An 18,628-nucleotide genomic window follows, 5' to 3' on the forward strand; every position below is an offset into this window, starting at 1 on the left:
TTGAATTAGTTTTAGAGGACGAAAATGGCACGTATCGCTGGCATCAACATTCCGCCGCACAAACATGCTGAAATTGGCTTGACAGCCATCTTCGGTATTGGTCGCACCCGGGCTCGACAAATTTGCGAGGCTTCTGGCATCGCTTATTCCAAAAAGATCAAAGATCTGACGGACGCTGATCTCGAAAAAATCCGCGATCAAATCGCAGTCTTCACCATTGAAGGTGACCTGCGCCGCGAAACCACCATGAACATCAAGCGTTTGATGGACATCGGTTGCTACCGCGGTTTCCGTCACCGTCGTGGCTTGCCCATGCGTGGTCAGCGCACACGTACCAATGCACGCACTCGCAAGGGTCCGCGCAAAGGCGCAGCGGCTCTGAAGAAATAAGCAGGATTGAGAGACCACTATGGCAAAAGCACAATCAAATAGCGCATCACAACGTGTCCGTAAGAAGGTTCGCAAGAACATTGCTGACGGTATTGCACACGTTCACGCGTCGTTCAACAACACGATCATCACCATCACCGATCGCCAAGGCAATGCATTGTCTTGGGCTTCGTCGGGTGGCCAAGGCTTCAAGGGTTCACGCAAGTCAACACCTTTTGCAGCTCAGGTTGCTTCAGAAGTGGCTGGTCGTGCTGCTCAAGAACAAGGCATCAAAAACTTGGACGTCGAGATCAAGGGTCCAGGCCCAGGTCGTGAGTCCTCGGTTCGTGCCCTGGGTGCATTGGGTATCCGTATCACATCGATTGCCGATGTGACACCGGTCCCGCACAACGGCTGCCGCCCACAAAAGCGTCGTCGTATCTAATTTCAAACCAAGCCCACCGCCAGGCCATGCTTGCATCGCCTGGCTCCCGCATTTCTGATGCGGCAGTTGTATAAAAGGAAAATCCAGTGGCACGCTACCTCGGCCCCAAGGCCAAACTCTCACGCCGTGAAGGCACCGATTTGTTCCTGAAGAGCGCACGTCGCTCGATCGCAGACAAGTCCAAATTTGACACCAAGCCAGGCCAACACGGTCGCACTTCGGGTCAGCGCACTTCCGACTACGGTCTGCAATTGCGTGAAAAACAAAAAGTCAAGCGCATGTATGGCGTCTTGGAGAAGCAGTTCCGCCGCTACTTTGCGGAAGCCGATCGCCGCAAGGGCAACACCGGTTCCAACTTGTTGGGTCTGCTGGAGTGCCGTCTGGACAACGTGGTTTACCGTATGGGCTTTGGCTCCACTCGCGCTGAAGCACGTCAGATGGTTTCTCACAAAGCCATCACCGTGAACGGTCAATCCGTGAACATTCCTTCGTACTTGGTCAAGGCCGGTGACGTGGTGGCTGTTCGTGAAAAATCCAAAAAGCAAAACCGTGTGGTTGAAGCTTTGCAACTGGCTTTGCAAGTGGGCATGCCTGCTTGGGTTGAAGTCAACGCCGACAAGGCAGAAGGCACCTTCAAGAAGGTTCCTGATCGTGATGAATTCGCTGCAGACATCAACGAATCGTTGATCGTCGAACTGTACTCGCGTTAATTCTGAGTCGTTTCAATCGTTCCCGGGTAGTCTTAACAGGCTGCACCGGGTGCTTCATCAGCCTTACCGGTGTAACGTACCGGGGGTATTGAGAGGAAGTCTGAATGCAAACCAATCTGTTGAAACCCAAAGCCATCCAAGTCGAACAGTTGGCCGCCAACCGTGCCAAAGTCACGTTGGAGCCTTTCGAGCGTGGTTATGGTCACACACTCGGCAACGCGTTGCGTCGCGTTTTGTTGTCTTCTATGGTGGGTTATTCCGCCACAGAAGTGACCATCGCCGGTGTTGTGCACGAGTACTCCTCCATTGATGGTGTTCAAGAAGATGTGGTGAACATCCTGTTGAACCTCAAAGGTGTGGTTTTCAAACTCCACAACCGCGACGAAGTCACTTTGAGTCTGCGCAAAGACGGCGAAGGTGCTGTCACTGCTGCCGACATCCAGACGCCGCACGATGTCGAAATCGTCAATCCTGAGCACGTCATTGCCAATTTGTCACACGGTGGCAAGTTGGACATGCAGATCAAGGTTGAAAAAGGCCGTGGCTATGTGCCCGGTAGCATGCGCCGTTTTGCCGATGAGCCTACCAAGGCTTTGGGCCGTATTGTTCTCGACGCTTCTTTCTCTCCGGTCAAGCGCGTGAGCTACACCGTTGAAAGCGCACGTGTTGAGCAGCGTACCGACCTGGACAAGCTGGTCATCGAAATCGAAACCAACGGTGCGATCACTGCTGAAGATGCTGTGCGTTCTTCGGCCAAGATTTTGGTTGAACAACTCGCTGTGTTCGCACAGCTTGAAGGCAGCGAATTGTCTGCTTTCAATGAGCCTGCTCAACGCGGTGGTGCTGGCAGCTTCGACCCGATCTTGCTGCGCCCTGTGGACGAGCTCGAACTCACTGTGCGTTCGGCCAACTGCCTCAAAGCAGAAAACATTTACTACATCGGTGACCTGATCCAGCGTACCGAGAACGAGTTGCTCAAGACCCCTAACCTGGGTCGCAAGTCACTCAACGAAATCAAAGAAGTTCTGGCTTCTCGTGGTTTGACTTTGGGCATGAAGCTCGAAGCCTGGCCGCCAGCTGGTCTGGAAAAGCGATAATAGAAAGTTCCCGGATCAAACCGGGGTGTGCACGGGCAGTACCTGATACGGCTGTCTGTTTAATAAAGAAAGGTAAGCACCATGCGTCACGGACACGGCCTCCGCAAATTGAACCGCACCAGCTCGCACCGCCTTGCGATGCTGCAAAACATGATGAACTCGCTCATTGAGCATGAAGTCATCAAAACAACACTTCCTAAAGCCAAAGAGCTGCGTCGCGTCATTGAGCCGATGATCACTTTGGCCAAAGAAGACAGCTTGTCCAACAAGCGCTTGGCTTTCAACCGCCTGCGTGACCGTGACAGCGTCGTCAAATTGTTTGCCGAGCTGGGCCCACGTTTTGCCAAGCGTCCTGGTGGTTACACACGTATCCTGAAAATGGGTTACCGCGTGGGTGACAACGCACCGATGGCTTTGGTTGAATTGGTGGATCGCGCTGATTCTTCTGCTGAAACAGCAGCTGAGTAAGGTATAATTCAAAGATACCGCGGGGTGGAGCAGTCTGGTAGCTCGTTGGGCTCATAACCCAAAGGTCGTTGGTTCAAATCCGGCCCCCGCAACCAATTTTTCAAATTCACTTGAAAATCAAAAAACCCTCTTCGGAGGGTTTTTTCGTTTCAGGCTAACGCTTCATGGCTAGGCGGAATCCGTTTCAATAAGCCATCAATCGCGTGTGACGTGGTGGCTTCCCTGATTTGGTCACGGTTGCCAGAGAAGTGCATCAATTCGGTGTGCACACAACCATTGATGCACCACGCCAGCCACACGGTTCCAACAGGCTTTTCTGGACTTCCACCGCTCGGACCGGCAACGCCTGTCACGGCGACTGAAATCGCAGCAGTTGAACGGTACACAGCCCCCAAGGCCATGGCCTTCGCGACAGGCTCACTGACTGCCCCATGCTGCGCAAGCATGGCTTCTGGAACGCCAAGCATTTGGTGTTTGGACACATTTGAATAGGTCACAAAACCCCGGTCAAACCAGGTGCTGGACCCTGCCAAATCTGTGCAACGACTGGCAATCAGTCCGCCTGTGCAACTTTCGGCAGTGGCGAGCATCCACCGCCGTTGTTTGAGCCGTTCAGCCAAGAGTTGAAAAGGCAGTGGATTCAAAACGATCTCCAAAGTGCAATCGTCAGCAATGTGCAAAAGGCAGCGACCAAATCGTCCCACATGATTCCCAAGCCGCCTCGCCAGCCGAAACCCTTGAACAACTGATCTGCCCACGCCACCGGACCAGGTTTGATGGCATCAAAAAAACGAAACAAAGCGAATGCCATCAGTTGTCCACTGAAACTCGTGGGCATGATCAAAAAAAAGATCAACCATATGGCGACCACTTCATCCCAAACAATGGATCCAGGATCGCTGACGCCCATATGGCGTGCAGTCACGGTGCAGGCCCACCATCCTGCCAAAAGCCCCAAAGCAATGATGCCGACTTGTGCGGGCCATGACAGGTACTGTTGAATCAAAAGCCAAGAGGCCCATCCCCACAGACTTCCCACCGTACCGGGCGCTTTGGGTGCAAGACCTGAGCCAAAGCCCAAAGCTACCGCATGGGCGGGGTGCGACAGCATGAAAGCAGCGGTGGGTTTGATCTGCGCCCGAAAATCAGAAGTGTCCATGCTGGAGTTCGTTGTCAGGCAAAGTGGTCGAAAGATTGAAGTGGCAGGGTGACGGGTTGACCATCAAGGCCCAGCAAAACCAAACGCTGTGAATCGGTGATGCGGCCGATGCGTGTGACGGGCGTGGCCGACGCTTCAGAGGCCATCAACACTTGATCAGCCACAGAGGGTGAAGCGCTGAACACCAATTCGTAATCATCGCCGCCCGACAGCACACAGGTCATGGCCAAGTCTTCAGGGCAAGACCAGAGTTGGCCCGTTTGCATCAGAGCTGCTGCAACAGAGGTGTCAATTTCGGCCCCCACACGGCTGGCGTTGAGAATGTGCCCCAAATCACCGACAAGGCCATCGCTGATGTCTGCCATGGCGTTGGCAATCCCACGAAGTGCGTGGCCTAAAGCGATGCGGGGCGTAGGGCATTCCATGCGAAGCCTGGCTAGGTCCAGAGCGGCTTGAGGCAAGCTGATGGTGCCCCGAAAAGCTTCAAGGGCCAAGCGCGCATCACCCAAGTGACCGCTGACATACAGGTCATCGCCCACTTGTGCGCCACTGCGCAAGATGCTTTGACCTTGAGGTGTGTCGCCCATCACGGTGATGGCAATGTTCAAGGGGCCTTGTGTGGTGTCACCACCTATCAATTCACAAGCGTGCAGGTCGGCCAATTCCAACAAGCCCTTGGAAAAGCCAGCCAGCCAGGCCTCATCTGCCCGAGGCAAAGACAAGGACAACAAAAAAGCTTGGGGGGTCGCGCCACAAGCGGCCAAGTCGCTCAGGTTCACCGCCAGGGATTTGTGACCCAGATGGTGTGGGTTCACAGTTGACAGAAAATGCCGACCTTCTACCAGCATGTCGGCCGAAAAAGCAAGCTGATGGCCCAAGCGGGGCGTCCACACGGCGCAATCGTCTCCAACACCGACGTCCGCACGCAGTGCAGGTCGTTTGAAATAACGTTCAATCAGGTCAAATTCACCCATGGCACAAGCTTAACCGCAAGCTGTAAGCTGGTTTTCAGTGCAGTGTGCGGCCTGACAAGCCCGAGGAAGAAGACTCCAAAACAAAAGTCGCAATGGGGGCATCAAAGCGATGACCATCCTCCGCCACAAAGAAATAGCTGCCTTGCATGGTCCCGCTGGGTGCGCGCAGGCGGCAGCCACTGGTGTACTGGAAAGCCTCACCGGGGCGCAGCAAAGGCTGTTGGCCTACGACGCCCAATCCTTTGACTTCATCGGTGTGACCGCGCTCGTCCTGAATGACCCAATGACGGGAAATCAGTTGCACCGGTGTGGTGCCCGTATTGGTCACCGTGACTGTGTAGCTGAAAGAGAAAATACCTTGGAGCGGTTGACTTTGGTCGGCAATGTATTGGGGCGACACATCAATTTGAACGTTGTAGGAGGTCATGGGCGCATGTTAACTGCGACAATTCGAGCATGACGACGACCTACCGCATTGCCCCTTCCATCCTCTCGGCTGATTTCGCTCGCTTGGGCGAAGAAGTCAAAAGCGTCATCGACGCCGGTGCCGACTGGATCCACTTTGACGTGATGGACAACCATTACGTGCCCAACCTCTCGTTTGGGCCCATGATTTGCCAAGCGCTGAAGCCTCATGCCAAAACGGCTGAAGGGGTGGCTGTGCCGATCGATGTGCACTTGATGATCTCGCCGGTGGATGCGCTGGCGGCTTCGTTTGCCGAAGCGGGCGCTGACCTCATCAGTTTTCACCCGGATGCCAGCGCGCATGTGCACCGCAGCATCCAGGCCATCAAGAACAAGGGCGTGAAGGCTGGCCTGGTGTTCAACCCCGCAGAGACTCTGGATGTGCTGGAGTGGACGATCGATGAGATTGACCTCATCCTGATCATGAGCGTGAACCCCGGATTTGGCGGCCAAAGCTTCATCGATTCTGCTTTGCGCAAGGTCGAATTGGCGCGCCAGTGGATCGAGCGCAGCGGCCGAGACATTCGCCTGGAGGTCGACGGCGGCATCAAAGCAGACAACATCCGCCGCGTGGCCGATGCCGGTGCTGACACCTTTGTGGCGGGCAGTGCGATTTTTGGCAAGCCCGATTACAAAGCTGTGATCGACCAGATGCGTGTGGCTTTGGGCTCAGTTTGAACGGACGCTATGCCCAATTTGCAAGATTTGACGGACATCGAAGCGGTCATTTTTGACCTGGACGGCACCTTGGTGAACACTTTGGGAGACTTTCAAGTCGCCTTGCACCGCACCATGGCCGATCTGGATTTGCCACCTGTGTCGGACGCCTTGATCGAGCAAACGATCGGCAAGGGCTCGGAGCATCTGATCCGCAGCCTGCTTGCGCATCAAATCGCCCGTCCTGAAGTCAAGGGTGCAGGGCAAGCCTGTGCAGCCTTGACGGTAGACGCCTTGTTTGACCGGGCTTGGCAGCGTTACCAGCACCACTATTTGGCCATCAACGGTCAGTTTGCCAATGTCTACCCTGGCGTGATGGACGTTCTCAATGACTTGTCAGCCAAAGGCATGCCAATGGCCTGCCTGACCAACAAGCCTTTGGCCTTTGCCCAAGCCTTGCTGAAAGACAAGGCCTTGACGTCTTTTTTTTGTCCCATGTTTGGTGGCGACAGTTTTGAGCGCAAAAAGCCCGACCCGTTGCCTTTGCTGAAGACCTGTGAAGCGCTGGGGACGTCGCCTGCGCGCACCTTGATGGTGGGGGACTCCAGCAATGATGCGCAAGCCGCACACGCAGCGGGCTGCCCGGTGGTGCTGGTGACCTATGGTTACAACCATGGCCAGCCCGTGCAAGACACACCCGCCGCCGCTTGGTTAGACACCTTGGCCGATTTACCGGCTCGCATGGGCGCGGCGATGCGCTGACCCAGGCTTTGCTACACTTCCAACAACATGTTCACCCTTTCATACATCTCCAGCGCAGCCTGCCTGCCGAGCCATTCCCATGTGGAAGGCCGGGGAGCCTGGCCCTGGCGTCGGCCAGCCTGACCCCCATCGACCGTGCGGCCCGCCCGCACCCGCGCCCGGCCTTGACCGGACACCTGGATGAATGAAAAGCACCTCTGCAGAGGTCGCCGAGCACTTTGGAGGCGTTAGCCTGTGATCACCGAACTTGAATTCAAAAGCCTGGCCAGCCAAGGCTACAACCGCATTCCACTCATGTTGGAAGCCTTTGCGGACCTGGAAACACCCTTGTCGCTTTACCTCAAGCTGGCCCACACCAAAGACAACGGCCAATACAGCTTCTTGCTCGAGTCGGTGGTGGGCGGCGAGCGTTTTGGCCGCTACAGCTTCATAGGACTGCCGGCCCGTACCTTGTTGCGTGCCAGTGGTTTTGGTGCCGAGGCAAAGACCGAGGTGGTGCGCGATGGCGATGTTGTTGAAACTGTCGTGGGCAACCCTTTGGACTTCATTGAGCAGTACCAAAAGCGTTTCAAAGTGGCCTTGCGCCCGGGGCTGCCCCGTTTCTGCGGCGGTCTGGCGGGCTACTTTGGCTACGACGCCGTACGCTACATCGAGAAAAAACTCGAAAAATCCTGCCCGCCCGATACCTTGGGCACGCCAGACATCTTGCTGCTGCAATGCGAAGAACTGGCCGTGATCGACAACCTGTCGGGCAAGCTCTACCTGATCGTTTACGCCGACCCTGCCACACCAGAGGCCTATGTCGGCGCCAAAAGACGCTTGCGTGACCTGAAAGAGCAGCTCAAATACTCGGTCAGCGCACCCGTGGTCAAAGCCAGCCAGTCTTACCCGGCAGAGCGGGACTTTGCCAAGGCTGATTACATCGCGGCTGTTGAAAAAGCCAAAGAGCTGATCGCAGGCGGTGACTTCATGCAGGTGCAAGTGGGGCAACGCATCAAAAAACGCTACACCGAAAGTCCGCTGTCCTTGTACCGGGCGTTGCGTTCGCTCAACCCCAGCCCTTACATGTATTTTTACAATTTCGGCGACTTCCATGTGGTTGGGGCCAGCCCAGAAATTCTGGTGCGACAGGAGCAAACCGACGAGGGTGCCAAAGTCATCATTCGCCCCCTGGCAGGCACACGCCCACGTGGTGCGACGCCGGAAAAAGACAAGGCGGCTGAGCAAGAGTTGATCAACGACCCGAAAGAGCGGGCCGAGCATGTGATGTTGATCGACTTGGCGCGCAACGACATTGGCCGCATCGCCCAAATTGGCTCTGTGAAGGTGACGGAGGCCTTTGTGGTCGAGCGCTACAGCCATGTGATGCACATCGTGAGCAACGTCGAAGGACTGCTGAACGAAGGCATGAGCAACATGGATGTACTCAAAGCCACGTTCCCGGCGGGTACCCTGACCGGAGCACCCAAAGTGCACGCCATGGAGCTGATCGACCAGTTCGAGCCAGTCAAGCGTGGTATCTACGGCGGAGCGTGTGGCTACATCAGTTATGCGGGAGACATGGACGTGGCCATTGCCATCCGCACCGCCGTCATCAAGGACCAAACCCTGTATGTGCAGGCCGCTGCCGGGGTGGTGGCCGATTCGGTGCCCGAGATGGAGTGGCGCGAGACTGAGCACAAGGCCCGTGCCTTGTTGCGGGCTAGCGAGTTGGTTGAAGAAGGCTTGGAGTGATCATGGCGAAAAAAATCAAACTCCTGATGGTCGACAACTACGACTCTTTCACCTTCAACATCGTGCAGTATTTTGGCGAATTGGGCGCGGACGTTGAGGTGTTTCGCAACGACGAAATCACCCTTGAAGGCATTGCCGCGCGGCAACCCGATCGCCTGGTGATCTCGCCGGGCCCCTGCTCGCCAGCCGAGGCTGGCATTTCTGTGGCTGCAATCCAGCACTTTGCGGGCCAACTGCCCATTCTGGGTGTGTGCCTGGGACACCAAAGCATTGGTGCAGCCTTTGGCGGCAAGATCGTGCGTGCGCAAGAGCTGATGCATGGCAAGACCAGCGTCATCACCACCAGGCAAGAAGGTGTGTTTGCGGGCTTGCCCGAGAAATTCACAGTCAACCGTTATCACTCGCTGGCGATTGAGCGTGCGACTTGCCCACCTTGCCTGAAAGTCACAGCCTGGACCGACGATGGCGAGATCATGGGCGTGCGCCACACCGAGCTCGACATCGAAGGCGTGCAGTTCCACCCGGAATCCATCCTCACCGAGCATGGCCATGCCATGCTCAAGAACTTTCTGGAGCAGCCATGATTGATTTGCGCAGCGACACCGTCACGCAGCCCACGGCGGCGATGCGCCAGGCCATGTTGAATGCCCATTTGGGCGACGATGTGTTTGGCGACGATCCCACAGTCAATGCCTTGCAGACACGCATCGCGCAGATCACGGGCAAAGAGGCGGCCTTGTTCATGCCTTCGGGCACGCAGAGCAACCTGTGCGCCTTGATGGCGCATTGCGAGCGGGGCGATGAGTACATCGTGGGCCAAAACGCACACACCTACCGCTACGAAGGCGGGGGGGCAGCGGTGCTGGGCAGCATTCAACCTCAGCCCTTGGCGCAAAACGCTGCCGGTGAAATGTCGCTGGCAGACATCGCCGCAGCCATCAAACCCATCGATTGCCACTTTGCACGCACCCGTCTGTTGGCCTTTGAAAACACTTGGAACGGCCACGTCATGTCGCAAGACTACTTGGCGCAAGCCACAGGGCTTGCTCGGCAGCATGGCTTGGCCGTGCACTTGGATGGCGCACGCCTGTTCAATGCGGCCGTGGCACAAGCCGAAGGCAGCACGGTCACGGCCAGTGTGCGCCGCATCGTGGACCACTTTGACAGCGTTTCCGTGTGTTTCAGCAAGGGTTTGGGCGCTCCCGTGGGGTCGGCCTTGTGCGGCTCGCGTGAGCTGATGGCCAAGGCGTTGCGATGGCGCAAGGTGCTGGGCGGCGGATTGCGCCAGTCCGGCATTTTGGCCGCTGCAGCTTTGCACGCGCTGGAGCACCATGTGGAACGCCTGGCCGATGACCATGCCCTGGCGCAGCGGTTGGCCCAAGGCCTGCAGGGCGTGCCCGGCCTGAGCGTCCGTTCGGCACAAACCAACATTGTGTTTGTGGATGTGGCGGATGGGCGAGGCCCGGCGCTGCTGGAGGCTTTGAAAGCCGAAGGCGTTTTGGCCACAGGTTTGATTGGCTTGCGCTTTGTGACGCACTTGGGCGTGAATGCCGCAGACGTTGACCATGCTGTGGCTTGCATTCGCCGCTTCATGGCTCAAACGGCGGCGAACACCACCACGCCCCTCGTCAGCTCAGGAATTTACTGAAGCCAGCAGTCAGAACACCTTTTTATTGCCCGAATCTAAGCCCCATTTCATGATCACGATCACCCGCAAGGACGACGCCATGCCCATCACACCCCAAGAAGCACTTCAACGCACCATCGAGCACCGTGAGATTTTTCACGACGAAATGCTCCACATCATGCGCATGATCATGAAGGGCGAGTTGTCGCCGGTCATGACGGCGGCCTTGCTGACGGGACTTCGTGTGAAAAAGGAAACCATTGGCGAAATCACGGCGGCCGCCCAAGTGATGCGTGAGTTCTCTACCAAGGTGCATGTGGCTGACCCCACCCACTTGGTGGACATCGTGGGCACAGGTGGTGACGGCGCGCACACCTTCAACATCTCGACCTGCGCCATGTTTGTGGCAGCAGCAGCAGGGGCCAAGACGGCCAAACACGGGGGGCGCAGCGTCAGCAGCAAATCGGGCAGCGCCGATGTGGTGGAAGCACTGGGTGGCAACATCCACCTCTCGCCCGAGCAAATTGCACGTTCGATCGACGAAGTGGGCATCGGTTTCATGTTCGCGCCCAACCACCATCCGGCCATGAAAAATGTGGCTCCGGTGCGCAAAGAACTCGGGGTGCGCACCATGTTCAACATCTTAGGTCCTCTGACCAATCCTGCCAGCGCCCCCAACATCCTGATGGGGGTGTTCCATTCCGACTTGGTGGGCATTCAGGTCCGGGCTTTGCAGCGTTTGGGGGCTGAACACGCGGTGGTGGTGTATGGCCGCGACGGCATGGACGAAATCAGCCTGGGCGCAGCCACCTTGGTGGGGGAGTTGAAAAACGGCCAGATCACCGAATACGAAATCCACCCGGAAGACTTTGGCTTGACCATGGCCAGCAACCGGGCCCTGAAAGTGGACACGCCCGAACAATCCATGGCCATGCTGCGCAGCGTGCTGGACAATGAGCCCGGTGCGGCGCGTGACATCGTCATGATCAATGCGGGCGCGGCCTTGTACGCGGCCAATGTGGCCAGCAGCATCGCCGATGGCTTGTCACGTGCGCGTGTGGCCATTGAGTCGGGTGCGGCCAAAGCCAAGTTGGCGCAGTTTGTGGCCTTTGGCCAGAACGCAAACGGATCGTGATCCGTGCCAAAGCGTCTTCGATCGTTTTGAGCGTTTTCTTTTTTGAATTTTGAAAATCGGTGCCATTGAGCCCGGGCTGGGAAAAACCATGAGTGACATCCTCGACAAAATCGTCGCCGTCAAACGCGAAGAAGTGGCCGCTGCCCTGAAACAAAAGCCTCTGGCCGTGGTCAGGGCCGATGCCGAAAGCCGCGTACTGACGCGTGACTTCGAGGGGGCCATGCGCGCCAAAATCGCGGAAGGCCAAGCGGCTGTGATCGCTGAGATCAAAAAAGCCAGCCCGTCCAAAGGCGTGCTGCGCGCCGAGTTCATTCCCGCCGACATTGCCCAAAGCTACGCCGAATACGGCGCCGCCTGCCTGTCGGTGCTGACCGATAAGCAGTTCTTTCAGGGCAGTGTGGATTACCTCAAGCAAGCCCGCGCCAGTTGCGATCTGCCGGTGCTTCGCAAAGACTTCATGATCGATGCCTATCAAGTCTATGAAGCCAGGGCCATGGGGGCTGATGCCATTTTGCTGATTGCAGCCTGCTTGGATGATGGCCAAATGGCCGACATGGAAGCGGTGGCCCGCAGCTTGGACATGGCCGTGTTGGTGGAAGTCCATGACCGCGAAGAGCTCTCGCGGGCCTTGAAGTTGAAAACACGCTTGGTCGGCATCAACAACCGCAACCTCCAAACCTTTGAGGTTTCCTTGCAGACCACCCTGGACATGTTGCCTGACGTGCCTGCAGACCGTTTGCTGGTGACCGAAAGTGGGATCCAAACGGCCGCTGACGTACAGCGCATGCGCGATGCCCAAGTTCACGCGTTTTTGGTGGGTGAGGCGTTTATGCGTGCCAAAGAACCTGGCGAGGCCTTGGCCACACTCTTTGCCTGATGCCAAAACCTCCTGGCCAGTTGACTTTGGGTCTTGAGGGCGAACCCATGGGCTCGCCCTGTTTGCAGAACTGGCCTCCGGAGTTGCACACATTGGATGAGGGTTGGAAGCCCTTGGTGACCGGCTTTTTGGCATCGCCCGTGGGTGCCGCGTTGTCGGCCCGTATGAGCGAAGCGGTCAGCTCAGGCAAGACCGTCTATCCGCCTGATCCTTTCAGGGCCTTGCGATTGACATCTTTGCAGCAAGTTCGGGTGGTGATTTTGGGTCAAGACCCATACCACGGTCCTGGCCAAGCCGAGGGTTTGGCCTTTTCGGTGGCGCCAGGTGTGCGGTTGCCGCCAAGTTTGCGCAATATTTTCAAAGAATTGCAGCAAAGTTTGGGCGTTCCTGCCCCTGCAAACGGTTCTTTGACGCATTGGGCCTGCCAAGGCGTGCTTCTCTTGAATACGTGCCTGACCGTTGAAGAAGGACAAGCTGCCACCCATGCCCGGTGGGGTTGGGAGGCATTGACCGATGCGCTGATCTGCGCGGTCGCCAAGTGCGAACACCCCGTGGTGTTCATGCTCTGGGGTGCACATGCACAGACCAAAAAACCGCTGATCGATGCCACAGATGTGCTGCGCCGTCATTTGGTTTTGCAAGCCAATCACCCCTCGCCTTTATCGGCTTTGCGTTTGCCCTTGCCTTTTTTGGGTTGCGGACACTTCAAGCAAGCCGATCAATTTTGGAGTGCGCGCCATGAAAAAAAGGTTCAGTGGTAAAAATGTTCGAGTGACTTGCGGCGCGTCACAAAAAGATGGCATAATCTAAGACTCGCTTCTGGAGGGGTGCCCGAGTGGCTAAAGGGGGCAGACTGTAAATCTGTTGGCTTACGCCTACACTGGTTCGAATCCAGTCTCCTCCACCAGCAAACTGCCTTTGGGCGGTTGACGAGAGCATTTGGAAATGGTTCCAAGCATTGGCGTTGCATCCACTCGTGCAGCGCAATCAGTGCGGGAGTAGTTTAATGGTAGAACCTTAGCCTTCCAAGCTAATGACACGGGTTCGATTCCCGTTTCCCGCTCCAGTCAATTGCTTGAGTTTGTTAGAAGTTTTGCCCTTGTGGCTCAGTGGTAGAGCACTCCCTTGGTAAGGGAGAGGTCGCGGGTCCGATTCCCGCCAAGGGCACCAGTTTTGGGGCGCGCAATGCAAGTTGTGCGCCCTCTGTCTTGGTTGTTGACCACTACTTTTCGGAGTCGAAGATATGGCAAAAGAGAAATTCGAACGGACCAAACCCCACGTCAACGTGGGCACCATCGGTCACGTTGACCACGGCAAAACCACCCTGACTGCCGCCATCACCACCGTGTTGGCTGCCAAGTTCGGCGGTGCTGCCAAAGCGTACGACCAGATCGACGCAGCTCCCGAAGAGAAGGCTCGTGGTATCACGATCAACACCGCTCACGTCGAGTACGAAACAGAAAACCGTCACTACGCCCACGTGGACTGCCCAGGCCACGCTGACTATGTGAAAAACATGATCACCGGTGCTGCCCAGATGGACGGCGCTATCTTGGTTTGCTCCGCTGCTGACGGCCCAATGCCTCAGACCCGCGAGCACATCTTGTTGGCCCGTCAAGTTGGCGTGCCTTACATCATCGTGTTCTTGAACAAGTGCGACATGGTGGACGACGCTGAGTTGTTGGAACTGGTCGAGATGGAAGTGCGCGAGTTGTTGTCCAAGTACGACTTCCCAGGCGACGACACCCCGATCATTCAAGGTTCTGCCAAGCTGGCCCTGGAAGGCGACAAAGGCCCATTGGGCGAAGAAGCCATCATGAAGCTGGCTGCTGCTTTGGACACCTACATCCCTACGCCTGACCGCGCAGTGGACGGTGCCTTCTTGATGCCCGTGGAAGACGTGTTCTCCATCTCAGGTCGCGGCACTGTGGTGACTGGCCGTATCGAGCGCGGTATCGTCAAAGTCGGCGAAGAAATCGAAATCGTGGGTATCAAAGATACCGTCAAGACCACTTGCACAGGCGTTGAGATGTTCCGCAAGTTGCTCGACCAAGGTCAAGCTGGCGACAACGTCGGCATCTTGTTGCGCGGCACCAAGCGCGAAGACGTCGAGCGCGGCCAAGTGCTGTGCAAGCCAGGCTCGATCAAGCCCCACACCCACTTCACGGGCGAGATCTATGTCTTGTCCAAAGACGAAGGTGGCCGTCACACGCCTTTCTTCAACAACTACCGTCCTCAGTTCTACTTCCGTACGACTGACGTGACCGGCGCGATCGAATTGCCAGAAGGCAAAGAGATGGTGATGCCTGGTGACAACGTGTCGATCACTGTGAAGTTGATCAACCCCATTGCGATGGAAGAAGGCTTGCGCTTCGCCATCCGCGAAGGTGGCCGCACGGTAGGCGCTGGCGTTGTTGCCAAGATCATTGCTTAAACAATTTTCTGTAGGGGTATAGCTCAATTGGCAGAGCGTCGGTCTCCAAAACCGAAGGTTGTAGGTTCGATTCCTACTGCCCCTGCCACCTAAAAAGGTGGATTTTCAAGCCCGCTAGACCCTAGCGGGCTTCCTTGTCTGATAAGGGTCTTCGTTCATCGAGGGCTCAACAAAGGTTGCAAGCCGTATGGCAACGTCTGAAGTTCAAACTGTGAATGCTGCGGGTGACAAGTTTCGCGTGGCCATGGCCTGCGTGCTGGTCATTGGTTCGCTCGTGGCCTTTTACATGCTGGCGAGCCGAGGTGGGCTGGTTCAGTGGGCTGGCTTGCTGGTGGGCTTGGTTGCCGCAGTGGCGGTCTTCTTCACTTCTGAAACCGGCCGTCAATTGATCGCTTTCGGACGAGATGCTGTGCGTGAAGTCAAGAAGGTTGTTTGGCCTGAGCGTAAAGAGGCCATTCAAATCACGGCTTACGTTTTTGCTTTTGTGGTGGTGATGGCACTGTTTTTGTGGCTTACCGACAAAACTCTGGAATGGGTTTTCTACGATCTGATTCTTGGGTGGAAAAAATAATGAACGATGCTGTAGTCAACGCCCCCATGGCGGGCTCTTCGACCAATCCAGATCTGAAGTGGTATGTGGTCCACGCTTATTCCGGCATGGAAAAAGCGGTTGAGCGCAACATCATTGAACGCATTGCGCGTTCTGGCATGGAAACCAAGTTTGGTCGCATTTTGGTGCCCACTGAAGAAGTGGTGGAAGTCAAAAACGGTCAAAAGCGCACCACTGAGCGTAAATTTTTCCCCGGCTACGTGCTGGTGGAAATGGTCATGGACGACGAAACTTGGCACCTGGTCAAGCACACCAACAAAGTCACAGGCTTTGTGGGTGGTGCCAAAAACCGTCCGGCCCCTATTTCTGAAGCCGATGTCCAGAAAATCGTGAGCCAGATGCAAGAAGGCACGGACAAGCCGCGTCACAAGGTCGAGTTTGAAGTGGGTGAATACATCCGCGTCAAAGAAGGCCCGTTCACCGACTTCAACGGTACGGTGGAAGAAGTCAATTACGAGCGCAACAAAATGCGTGTTTCGGTCACTATTTTTGGCCGTGCGACACCTGTTGAGTTGGAGTTCGGGCAAGTCGAAAAAACCTGATCGGTTTTTCTCAGTTCTCTGTTTGGCGCTACCCGACTCGGCGCCTGACAATATCTCAGAGTCGTTAACCCCGGGGAGCCCAGAACCAATAGGTTTTGAGCGTTAAAACCCGCAAGGAGAAAAGCATGGCGAAAAAAATCGTCGGCTTCATCAAGCTGCAAGTGCCAGCTGGTAAAGCCAATCCATCACCACCCATCGGTCCAGCATTGGGTCAACGTGGTTTGAACATCATGGAATTCTGCAAGGCGTTCAACGCCCAGACCCAAGGCGTTGAGCCGGGCCTGCCATTGCCAGTGGTCATCACTGCGTTTGCAGACAAATCCTTCACCTTCATCATCAAAACGCCGCCAGCGGCCACTTTGATCAAGAAGTCACTGAAGTTGGACAAAGCTTCGACCAAACCAGGTTTGGAAAAAGTGGGCAAGATCACTCGCGCTCAACTGGAAGAAATCGCCAAAGCCAAGATGAAAGATCTGACTGCTGCCGACATGGACGCAGCCGTTCGCACCATCGCTGGTACTGCCCGTTCCATGGGCGTGAATGTGGAGGGCGTGTAAATGTCCAAGCTCACCAAGAAACAAAAAGCCCTCGTGGGTAAAGTCGACAGCCTGAAGCTGTACGCTCTGTCCGATGCTTTGACCATGGTCAAAGAATGCGCCACTGCCAAGTTTGACGAGTCCATCGACGTGGCCGTTCAATTGGGCATTGATGCCAAGAAATCTGACCAAGTCGTTCGTGGCGCTGTCGTGTTGCCCAATGGCACCGGTAAAACAGCACGCGTGGCCGTGTTCGCCCAGGGCGCCAAAGCTGAAGAAGCGCTGGCTGCTGGCGCTGACGTGGTCGGCATGGACGATTTGGCTGCACGCGTGAAGGCGGGCGACATGCCATTCGACGTGGTCATTGCTGCTCCAGACGCCATGCGCGTTGTGGGTACTTTGGGTCAGATTCTGGGCCCACGTGGCCTGATGCCTAACCCCAAAGTCGGCACTGTGACACCTGACGTTGCTACCGCTGTGCGCAACGCCAAGGCTGGTCAAGTCCAGTTCCGCGTTGACAAAGCCGGTATCGTGCACGGCACCATCGGTCGCCGTTCATTCGACACAGACAAGTTGCAAGGCAACTTGGCTGCACTGATCGAAGCTCTGGTGAAAGCCAAGCCAGCCACCAGCAAGGGTGTTTACCTGCGCAAAGTGGCCGTGTCTTCGACCATGGGTGTGGGCGTTCGCGTCGACACGCAATCCATCGCAGCTTGATGGCGATAAAAATTTGAGCGGGTTTTAAAACCTGCTCAATGTGGTGGGCTGCAGACCTTGCAAAAGGACTGCAGGCCATCCAAGACCGTTGGTGCACACACCGCTGTGCTTAATCAACAAACCTTCAAGTCCGCTTGAAGGTTTGGGCCAACGCAGATGGCGATCCCGCTGCAGATGGATGAAGATCCTGAACAGTTGGTCGCTGCAAATAGGCGTGTTTCAGGGGTAACCCGAAAAACACATAAAAAGGAGTAGACCTTGAGTCTGAATCGCAGTGAGAAAGAAGCGGTCATTTCCGAAGTGACCGACCTCGCCGGTAAAGCTCAAACGCTTGTGATGGCGGAATACCGTGGTATCACGGTCGCTGACATGACCAACCTGCGCGTCAAAGCTCGCAGCCTCGGCGTATCGCTGACGGTGTTGAAAAACACCTTGGCTCGCCGTGCTGTGACAGGTACGCAGTTTGAAGTTGTCGCCGACCAGATGACCGGTCCGCTGATCTATGGCTTCTCTGAAGATGCAGTGGCTGCCGCTAAGGTGGTGGCTGACTTCGCGAAAACCAACGACAAGTTGGTCATTCGTGCAGGTGCATTTGCAGGCAAAGCTTTGGACGTGAACGGCGTTAAGCAATTGGCAAACATCCCTTCGAAAGAAGTTTTGTTGGCCCAGTTGTGTGGCTTGTTGATGTCGCCTATGTCGCGTACAGCCGTTGTGCTGGGTGCGTTGGCGGCCAAAAAAGGCGAAGGCGAAGCTGTTGCCGCTTAAGGCCAGCATTCGTGTTTTAACCAATTGTTAGGAAATAAAAATGGCATTCGATAAAGACGCATTTTTGACCGCGCTGGACAGCATGACGGTCATGGAACTCAACGACCTGGTGAAAGCCATCGAAGAGAAGTTTGGCGTGAGCGCTGCCGCTATGGCAGCTCCTGCTGCAGCGGGTGGTGGCGGTGCTGCTGCTGCTGAAGAGAAGACAGAATTCAACGTTGTCTTGTTGGAAGCTGGCGCGAACAAAGTGTCCGTGATTAAAGCTGTGCGCGAAATCACCGGTCTGGGCTTGAAAGAAGCCAAAGACTTGGTCGACGGCGCTCCTAAAGCAGTCAAAGAAGCCCTGCCTAAAGCAGACGCTGAAGCTGCTAAGAAGAAGCTGGAAGAAGCTGGCGCCAAGGCCGAACTCAAGTAATTGGGTTTTGTTCCAAGGCTGGAGTGCCCGAAAGGGCCTCCAGCCTTTGGTGCTTGAAGAGCACACCGAAAAGTAGATTGATCTCAGTCTTCTTTCCAGTGTTTTCTGACCCGACTGCAGAAAACCCTTG

General features: G+C 56.0%; 24 protein-coding genes and 5 tRNA genes. 25 read left to right on the forward strand and 4 right to left on the reverse strand.

What is annotated here, in order from left to right:
- Positions 1-24 precede the first annotated feature (24 nt).
- The 6 genes from rpsM to B9Z40_RS15355 all read left to right on the forward strand — a co-directional run bounded on the left by rpsM (position 25) and on the right by B9Z40_RS15355 (position 3,184).
- Positions 25-390, forward strand: a complete 366-nt coding sequence (gene rpsM, locus B9Z40_RS15330) for a 30S ribosomal protein S13 (RefSeq protein ID WP_019429278.1) — start codon at positions 25-27, stop codon at positions 388-390.
- A 19-nt stretch (positions 391-409) separates the two neighbouring features.
- Entirely contained in the window at positions 410-814 is a 405-nt protein-coding gene (gene rpsK / locus B9Z40_RS15335; RefSeq protein WP_019429279.1) for a 30S ribosomal protein S11, read from the forward strand.
- An 86-nt stretch (positions 815-900) separates the two neighbouring features.
- The gene (gene rpsD, locus B9Z40_RS15340; protein ID WP_100174230.1) at positions 901-1,524 is read left to right on the forward strand and encodes a 30S ribosomal protein S4; all 624 of its coding nucleotides are present in this window, start codon (positions 901-903) and stop codon (positions 1,522-1,524) included.
- A 104-nt stretch (positions 1,525-1,628) separates the two neighbouring features.
- Complete coding sequence (gene rpoA, locus B9Z40_RS15345) at positions 1,629-2,621, forward strand: DNA-directed RNA polymerase subunit alpha (RefSeq protein WP_100174231.1); 993 nt, start codon at positions 1,629-1,631, stop codon at positions 2,619-2,621.
- An 81-nt stretch (positions 2,622-2,702) separates the two neighbouring features.
- Entirely contained in the window at positions 2,703-3,089 is a 387-nt protein-coding gene (rplQ, locus tag B9Z40_RS15350) for a 50S ribosomal protein L17 (RefSeq protein WP_100174232.1), read from the forward strand.
- Between the two features lie 18 nt (positions 3,090-3,107).
- A tRNA-Met gene (locus tag B9Z40_RS15355) sits at positions 3,108-3,184 on the forward strand.
- A gap of 54 nt (positions 3,185-3,238) precedes the next feature.
- Here the strand turns inward: B9Z40_RS15355 and B9Z40_RS15360 are convergent.
- Genes B9Z40_RS15360 through apaG form a run of 4 tightly spaced genes read right to left on the reverse strand, consistent with a single transcriptional unit; the run spans position 3,239 to position 5,649 of the window.
- Positions 3,239-3,733, reverse strand: a complete 495-nt coding sequence (locus B9Z40_RS15360; RefSeq protein ID WP_369823476.1) for a CinA family protein — start codon at positions 3,731-3,733, stop codon at positions 3,239-3,241.
- Positions 3,730-4,248 (reverse strand): phosphatidylglycerophosphatase A, encoded by a 519-nt coding sequence (locus tag B9Z40_RS15365; RefSeq protein ID WP_100174234.1) that lies wholly within the window; start codon positions 4,246-4,248, stop codon positions 3,730-3,732. Before B9Z40_RS15365 ends, B9Z40_RS15360 begins: the two co-directional genes overlap by 4 nt.
- A gap of 14 nt (positions 4,249-4,262) precedes the next feature.
- Complete coding sequence (gene thiL / locus B9Z40_RS15370) at positions 4,263-5,222, reverse strand: thiamine-phosphate kinase (RefSeq protein ID WP_100174235.1); 960 nt, start codon at positions 5,220-5,222, stop codon at positions 4,263-4,265.
- 34 nt (positions 5,223-5,256) lie between these two features.
- Entirely contained in the window at positions 5,257-5,649 is a 393-nt protein-coding gene (gene apaG / locus B9Z40_RS15375; RefSeq protein ID WP_100174236.1) for a Co2+/Mg2+ efflux protein ApaG, read from the reverse strand.
- Positions 5,650-5,678: 29 nt separating this feature from the next.
- On the opposite strand from apaG, the gene rpe reads away from it, so the two are divergent.
- From rpe to rplL, 19 genes are all read left to right on the forward strand, one after another.
- A complete protein-coding gene (rpe, locus tag B9Z40_RS15380; protein WP_100174237.1) occupies positions 5,679-6,365 on the forward strand; it encodes a ribulose-phosphate 3-epimerase in 687 nt (228 codons plus the stop codon).
- 9 nt (positions 6,366-6,374) lie between these two features.
- Complete coding sequence (gene gph, locus B9Z40_RS15385) at positions 6,375-7,106, forward strand: phosphoglycolate phosphatase (RefSeq protein WP_100174238.1); 732 nt, start codon at positions 6,375-6,377, stop codon at positions 7,104-7,106.
- Positions 7,107-7,340: 234 nt separating this feature from the next.
- Positions 7,341-8,840: an anthranilate synthase component I gene (gene trpE / locus B9Z40_RS15390; protein WP_100174239.1), complete on the forward strand. Its 1,500-nt coding sequence runs from the start codon at positions 7,341-7,343 to the stop codon at positions 8,838-8,840.
- Positions 8,841-8,842: 2 nt separating this feature from the next.
- A complete protein-coding gene (locus B9Z40_RS15395) occupies positions 8,843-9,424 on the forward strand; it encodes an aminodeoxychorismate/anthranilate synthase component II (protein WP_199172580.1) in 582 nt (193 codons plus the stop codon).
- Positions 9,421-10,488 (forward strand): low-specificity L-threonine aldolase, encoded by a 1,068-nt coding sequence (ltaE, locus tag B9Z40_RS15400; protein WP_100174241.1) that lies wholly within the window; start codon positions 9,421-9,423, stop codon positions 10,486-10,488. Before B9Z40_RS15395 ends, ltaE begins: the two co-directional genes overlap by 4 nt.
- A gap of 79 nt (positions 10,489-10,567) precedes the next feature.
- Positions 10,568-11,602 (forward strand): anthranilate phosphoribosyltransferase, encoded by a 1,035-nt coding sequence (gene trpD, locus B9Z40_RS15405; RefSeq protein ID WP_100174275.1) that lies wholly within the window; start codon positions 10,568-10,570, stop codon positions 11,600-11,602.
- An 88-nt stretch (positions 11,603-11,690) separates the two neighbouring features.
- Complete coding sequence (gene trpC, locus B9Z40_RS15410; protein ID WP_100174276.1) at positions 11,691-12,479, forward strand: indole-3-glycerol phosphate synthase TrpC; 789 nt, start codon at positions 11,691-11,693, stop codon at positions 12,477-12,479.
- A complete protein-coding gene (locus tag B9Z40_RS15415; protein ID WP_100174242.1) occupies positions 12,479-13,240 on the forward strand; it encodes a uracil-DNA glycosylase in 762 nt (253 codons plus the stop codon). Before trpC ends, B9Z40_RS15415 begins: the two co-directional genes overlap by 1 nt.
- Positions 13,241-13,300: 60 nt before the next feature.
- A tRNA-Tyr gene (locus B9Z40_RS15420) sits at positions 13,301-13,386 on the forward strand.
- Between the two features lie 85 nt (positions 13,387-13,471).
- A tRNA-Gly gene (locus B9Z40_RS15425) sits at positions 13,472-13,545 on the forward strand.
- A gap of 29 nt (positions 13,546-13,574) precedes the next feature.
- Positions 13,575-13,649, forward strand: a tRNA-Thr gene (locus B9Z40_RS15430).
- A gap of 73 nt (positions 13,650-13,722) precedes the next feature.
- Positions 13,723-14,913, forward strand: a complete 1,191-nt coding sequence (tuf, locus tag B9Z40_RS15435; RefSeq protein ID WP_100174243.1) for an elongation factor Tu — start codon at positions 13,723-13,725, stop codon at positions 14,911-14,913.
- Between the two features lie 12 nt (positions 14,914-14,925).
- Positions 14,926-15,001 (forward strand) — tRNA-Trp (locus tag B9Z40_RS15440).
- A 99-nt stretch (positions 15,002-15,100) separates the two neighbouring features.
- Positions 15,101-15,484, forward strand: a complete 384-nt coding sequence (secE, locus tag B9Z40_RS15445) for a preprotein translocase subunit SecE (RefSeq protein WP_100174244.1) — start codon at positions 15,101-15,103, stop codon at positions 15,482-15,484.
- A complete protein-coding gene (gene nusG, locus B9Z40_RS15450; RefSeq protein WP_019430861.1) occupies positions 15,484-16,065 on the forward strand; it encodes a transcription termination/antitermination protein NusG in 582 nt (193 codons plus the stop codon). Before secE ends, nusG begins: the two co-directional genes overlap by 1 nt.
- Before the next feature lie 125 nt (positions 16,066-16,190).
- Positions 16,191-16,622: a 50S ribosomal protein L11 gene (gene rplK, locus B9Z40_RS15455; protein ID WP_100174245.1), complete on the forward strand. Its 432-nt coding sequence runs from the start codon at positions 16,191-16,193 to the stop codon at positions 16,620-16,622.
- Positions 16,623-17,318, forward strand: coding sequence for a 50S ribosomal protein L1 (gene rplA, locus B9Z40_RS15460; protein ID WP_100174246.1), 696 nt, complete (start codon positions 16,623-16,625; stop codon positions 17,316-17,318).
- A gap of 258 nt (positions 17,319-17,576) precedes the next feature.
- Positions 17,577-18,083, forward strand: a complete 507-nt coding sequence (rplJ, locus tag B9Z40_RS15465) for a 50S ribosomal protein L10 (protein ID WP_100120359.1) — start codon at positions 17,577-17,579, stop codon at positions 18,081-18,083.
- A 40-nt stretch (positions 18,084-18,123) separates the two neighbouring features.
- Positions 18,124-18,498 (forward strand): 50S ribosomal protein L7/L12, encoded by a 375-nt coding sequence (rplL, locus tag B9Z40_RS15470; RefSeq protein ID WP_100174247.1) that lies wholly within the window; start codon positions 18,124-18,126, stop codon positions 18,496-18,498.
- The last annotated feature ends 130 nt before the right edge of the window (positions 18,499-18,628 follow it).

It is taken from the genome of Limnohabitans sp. 15K, from assembly GCF_002778285.1.
In the GTDB taxonomy this organism is placed as follows: Bacteria; Pseudomonadota; Gammaproteobacteria; order Burkholderiales; family Burkholderiaceae_C; genus Limnohabitans_A.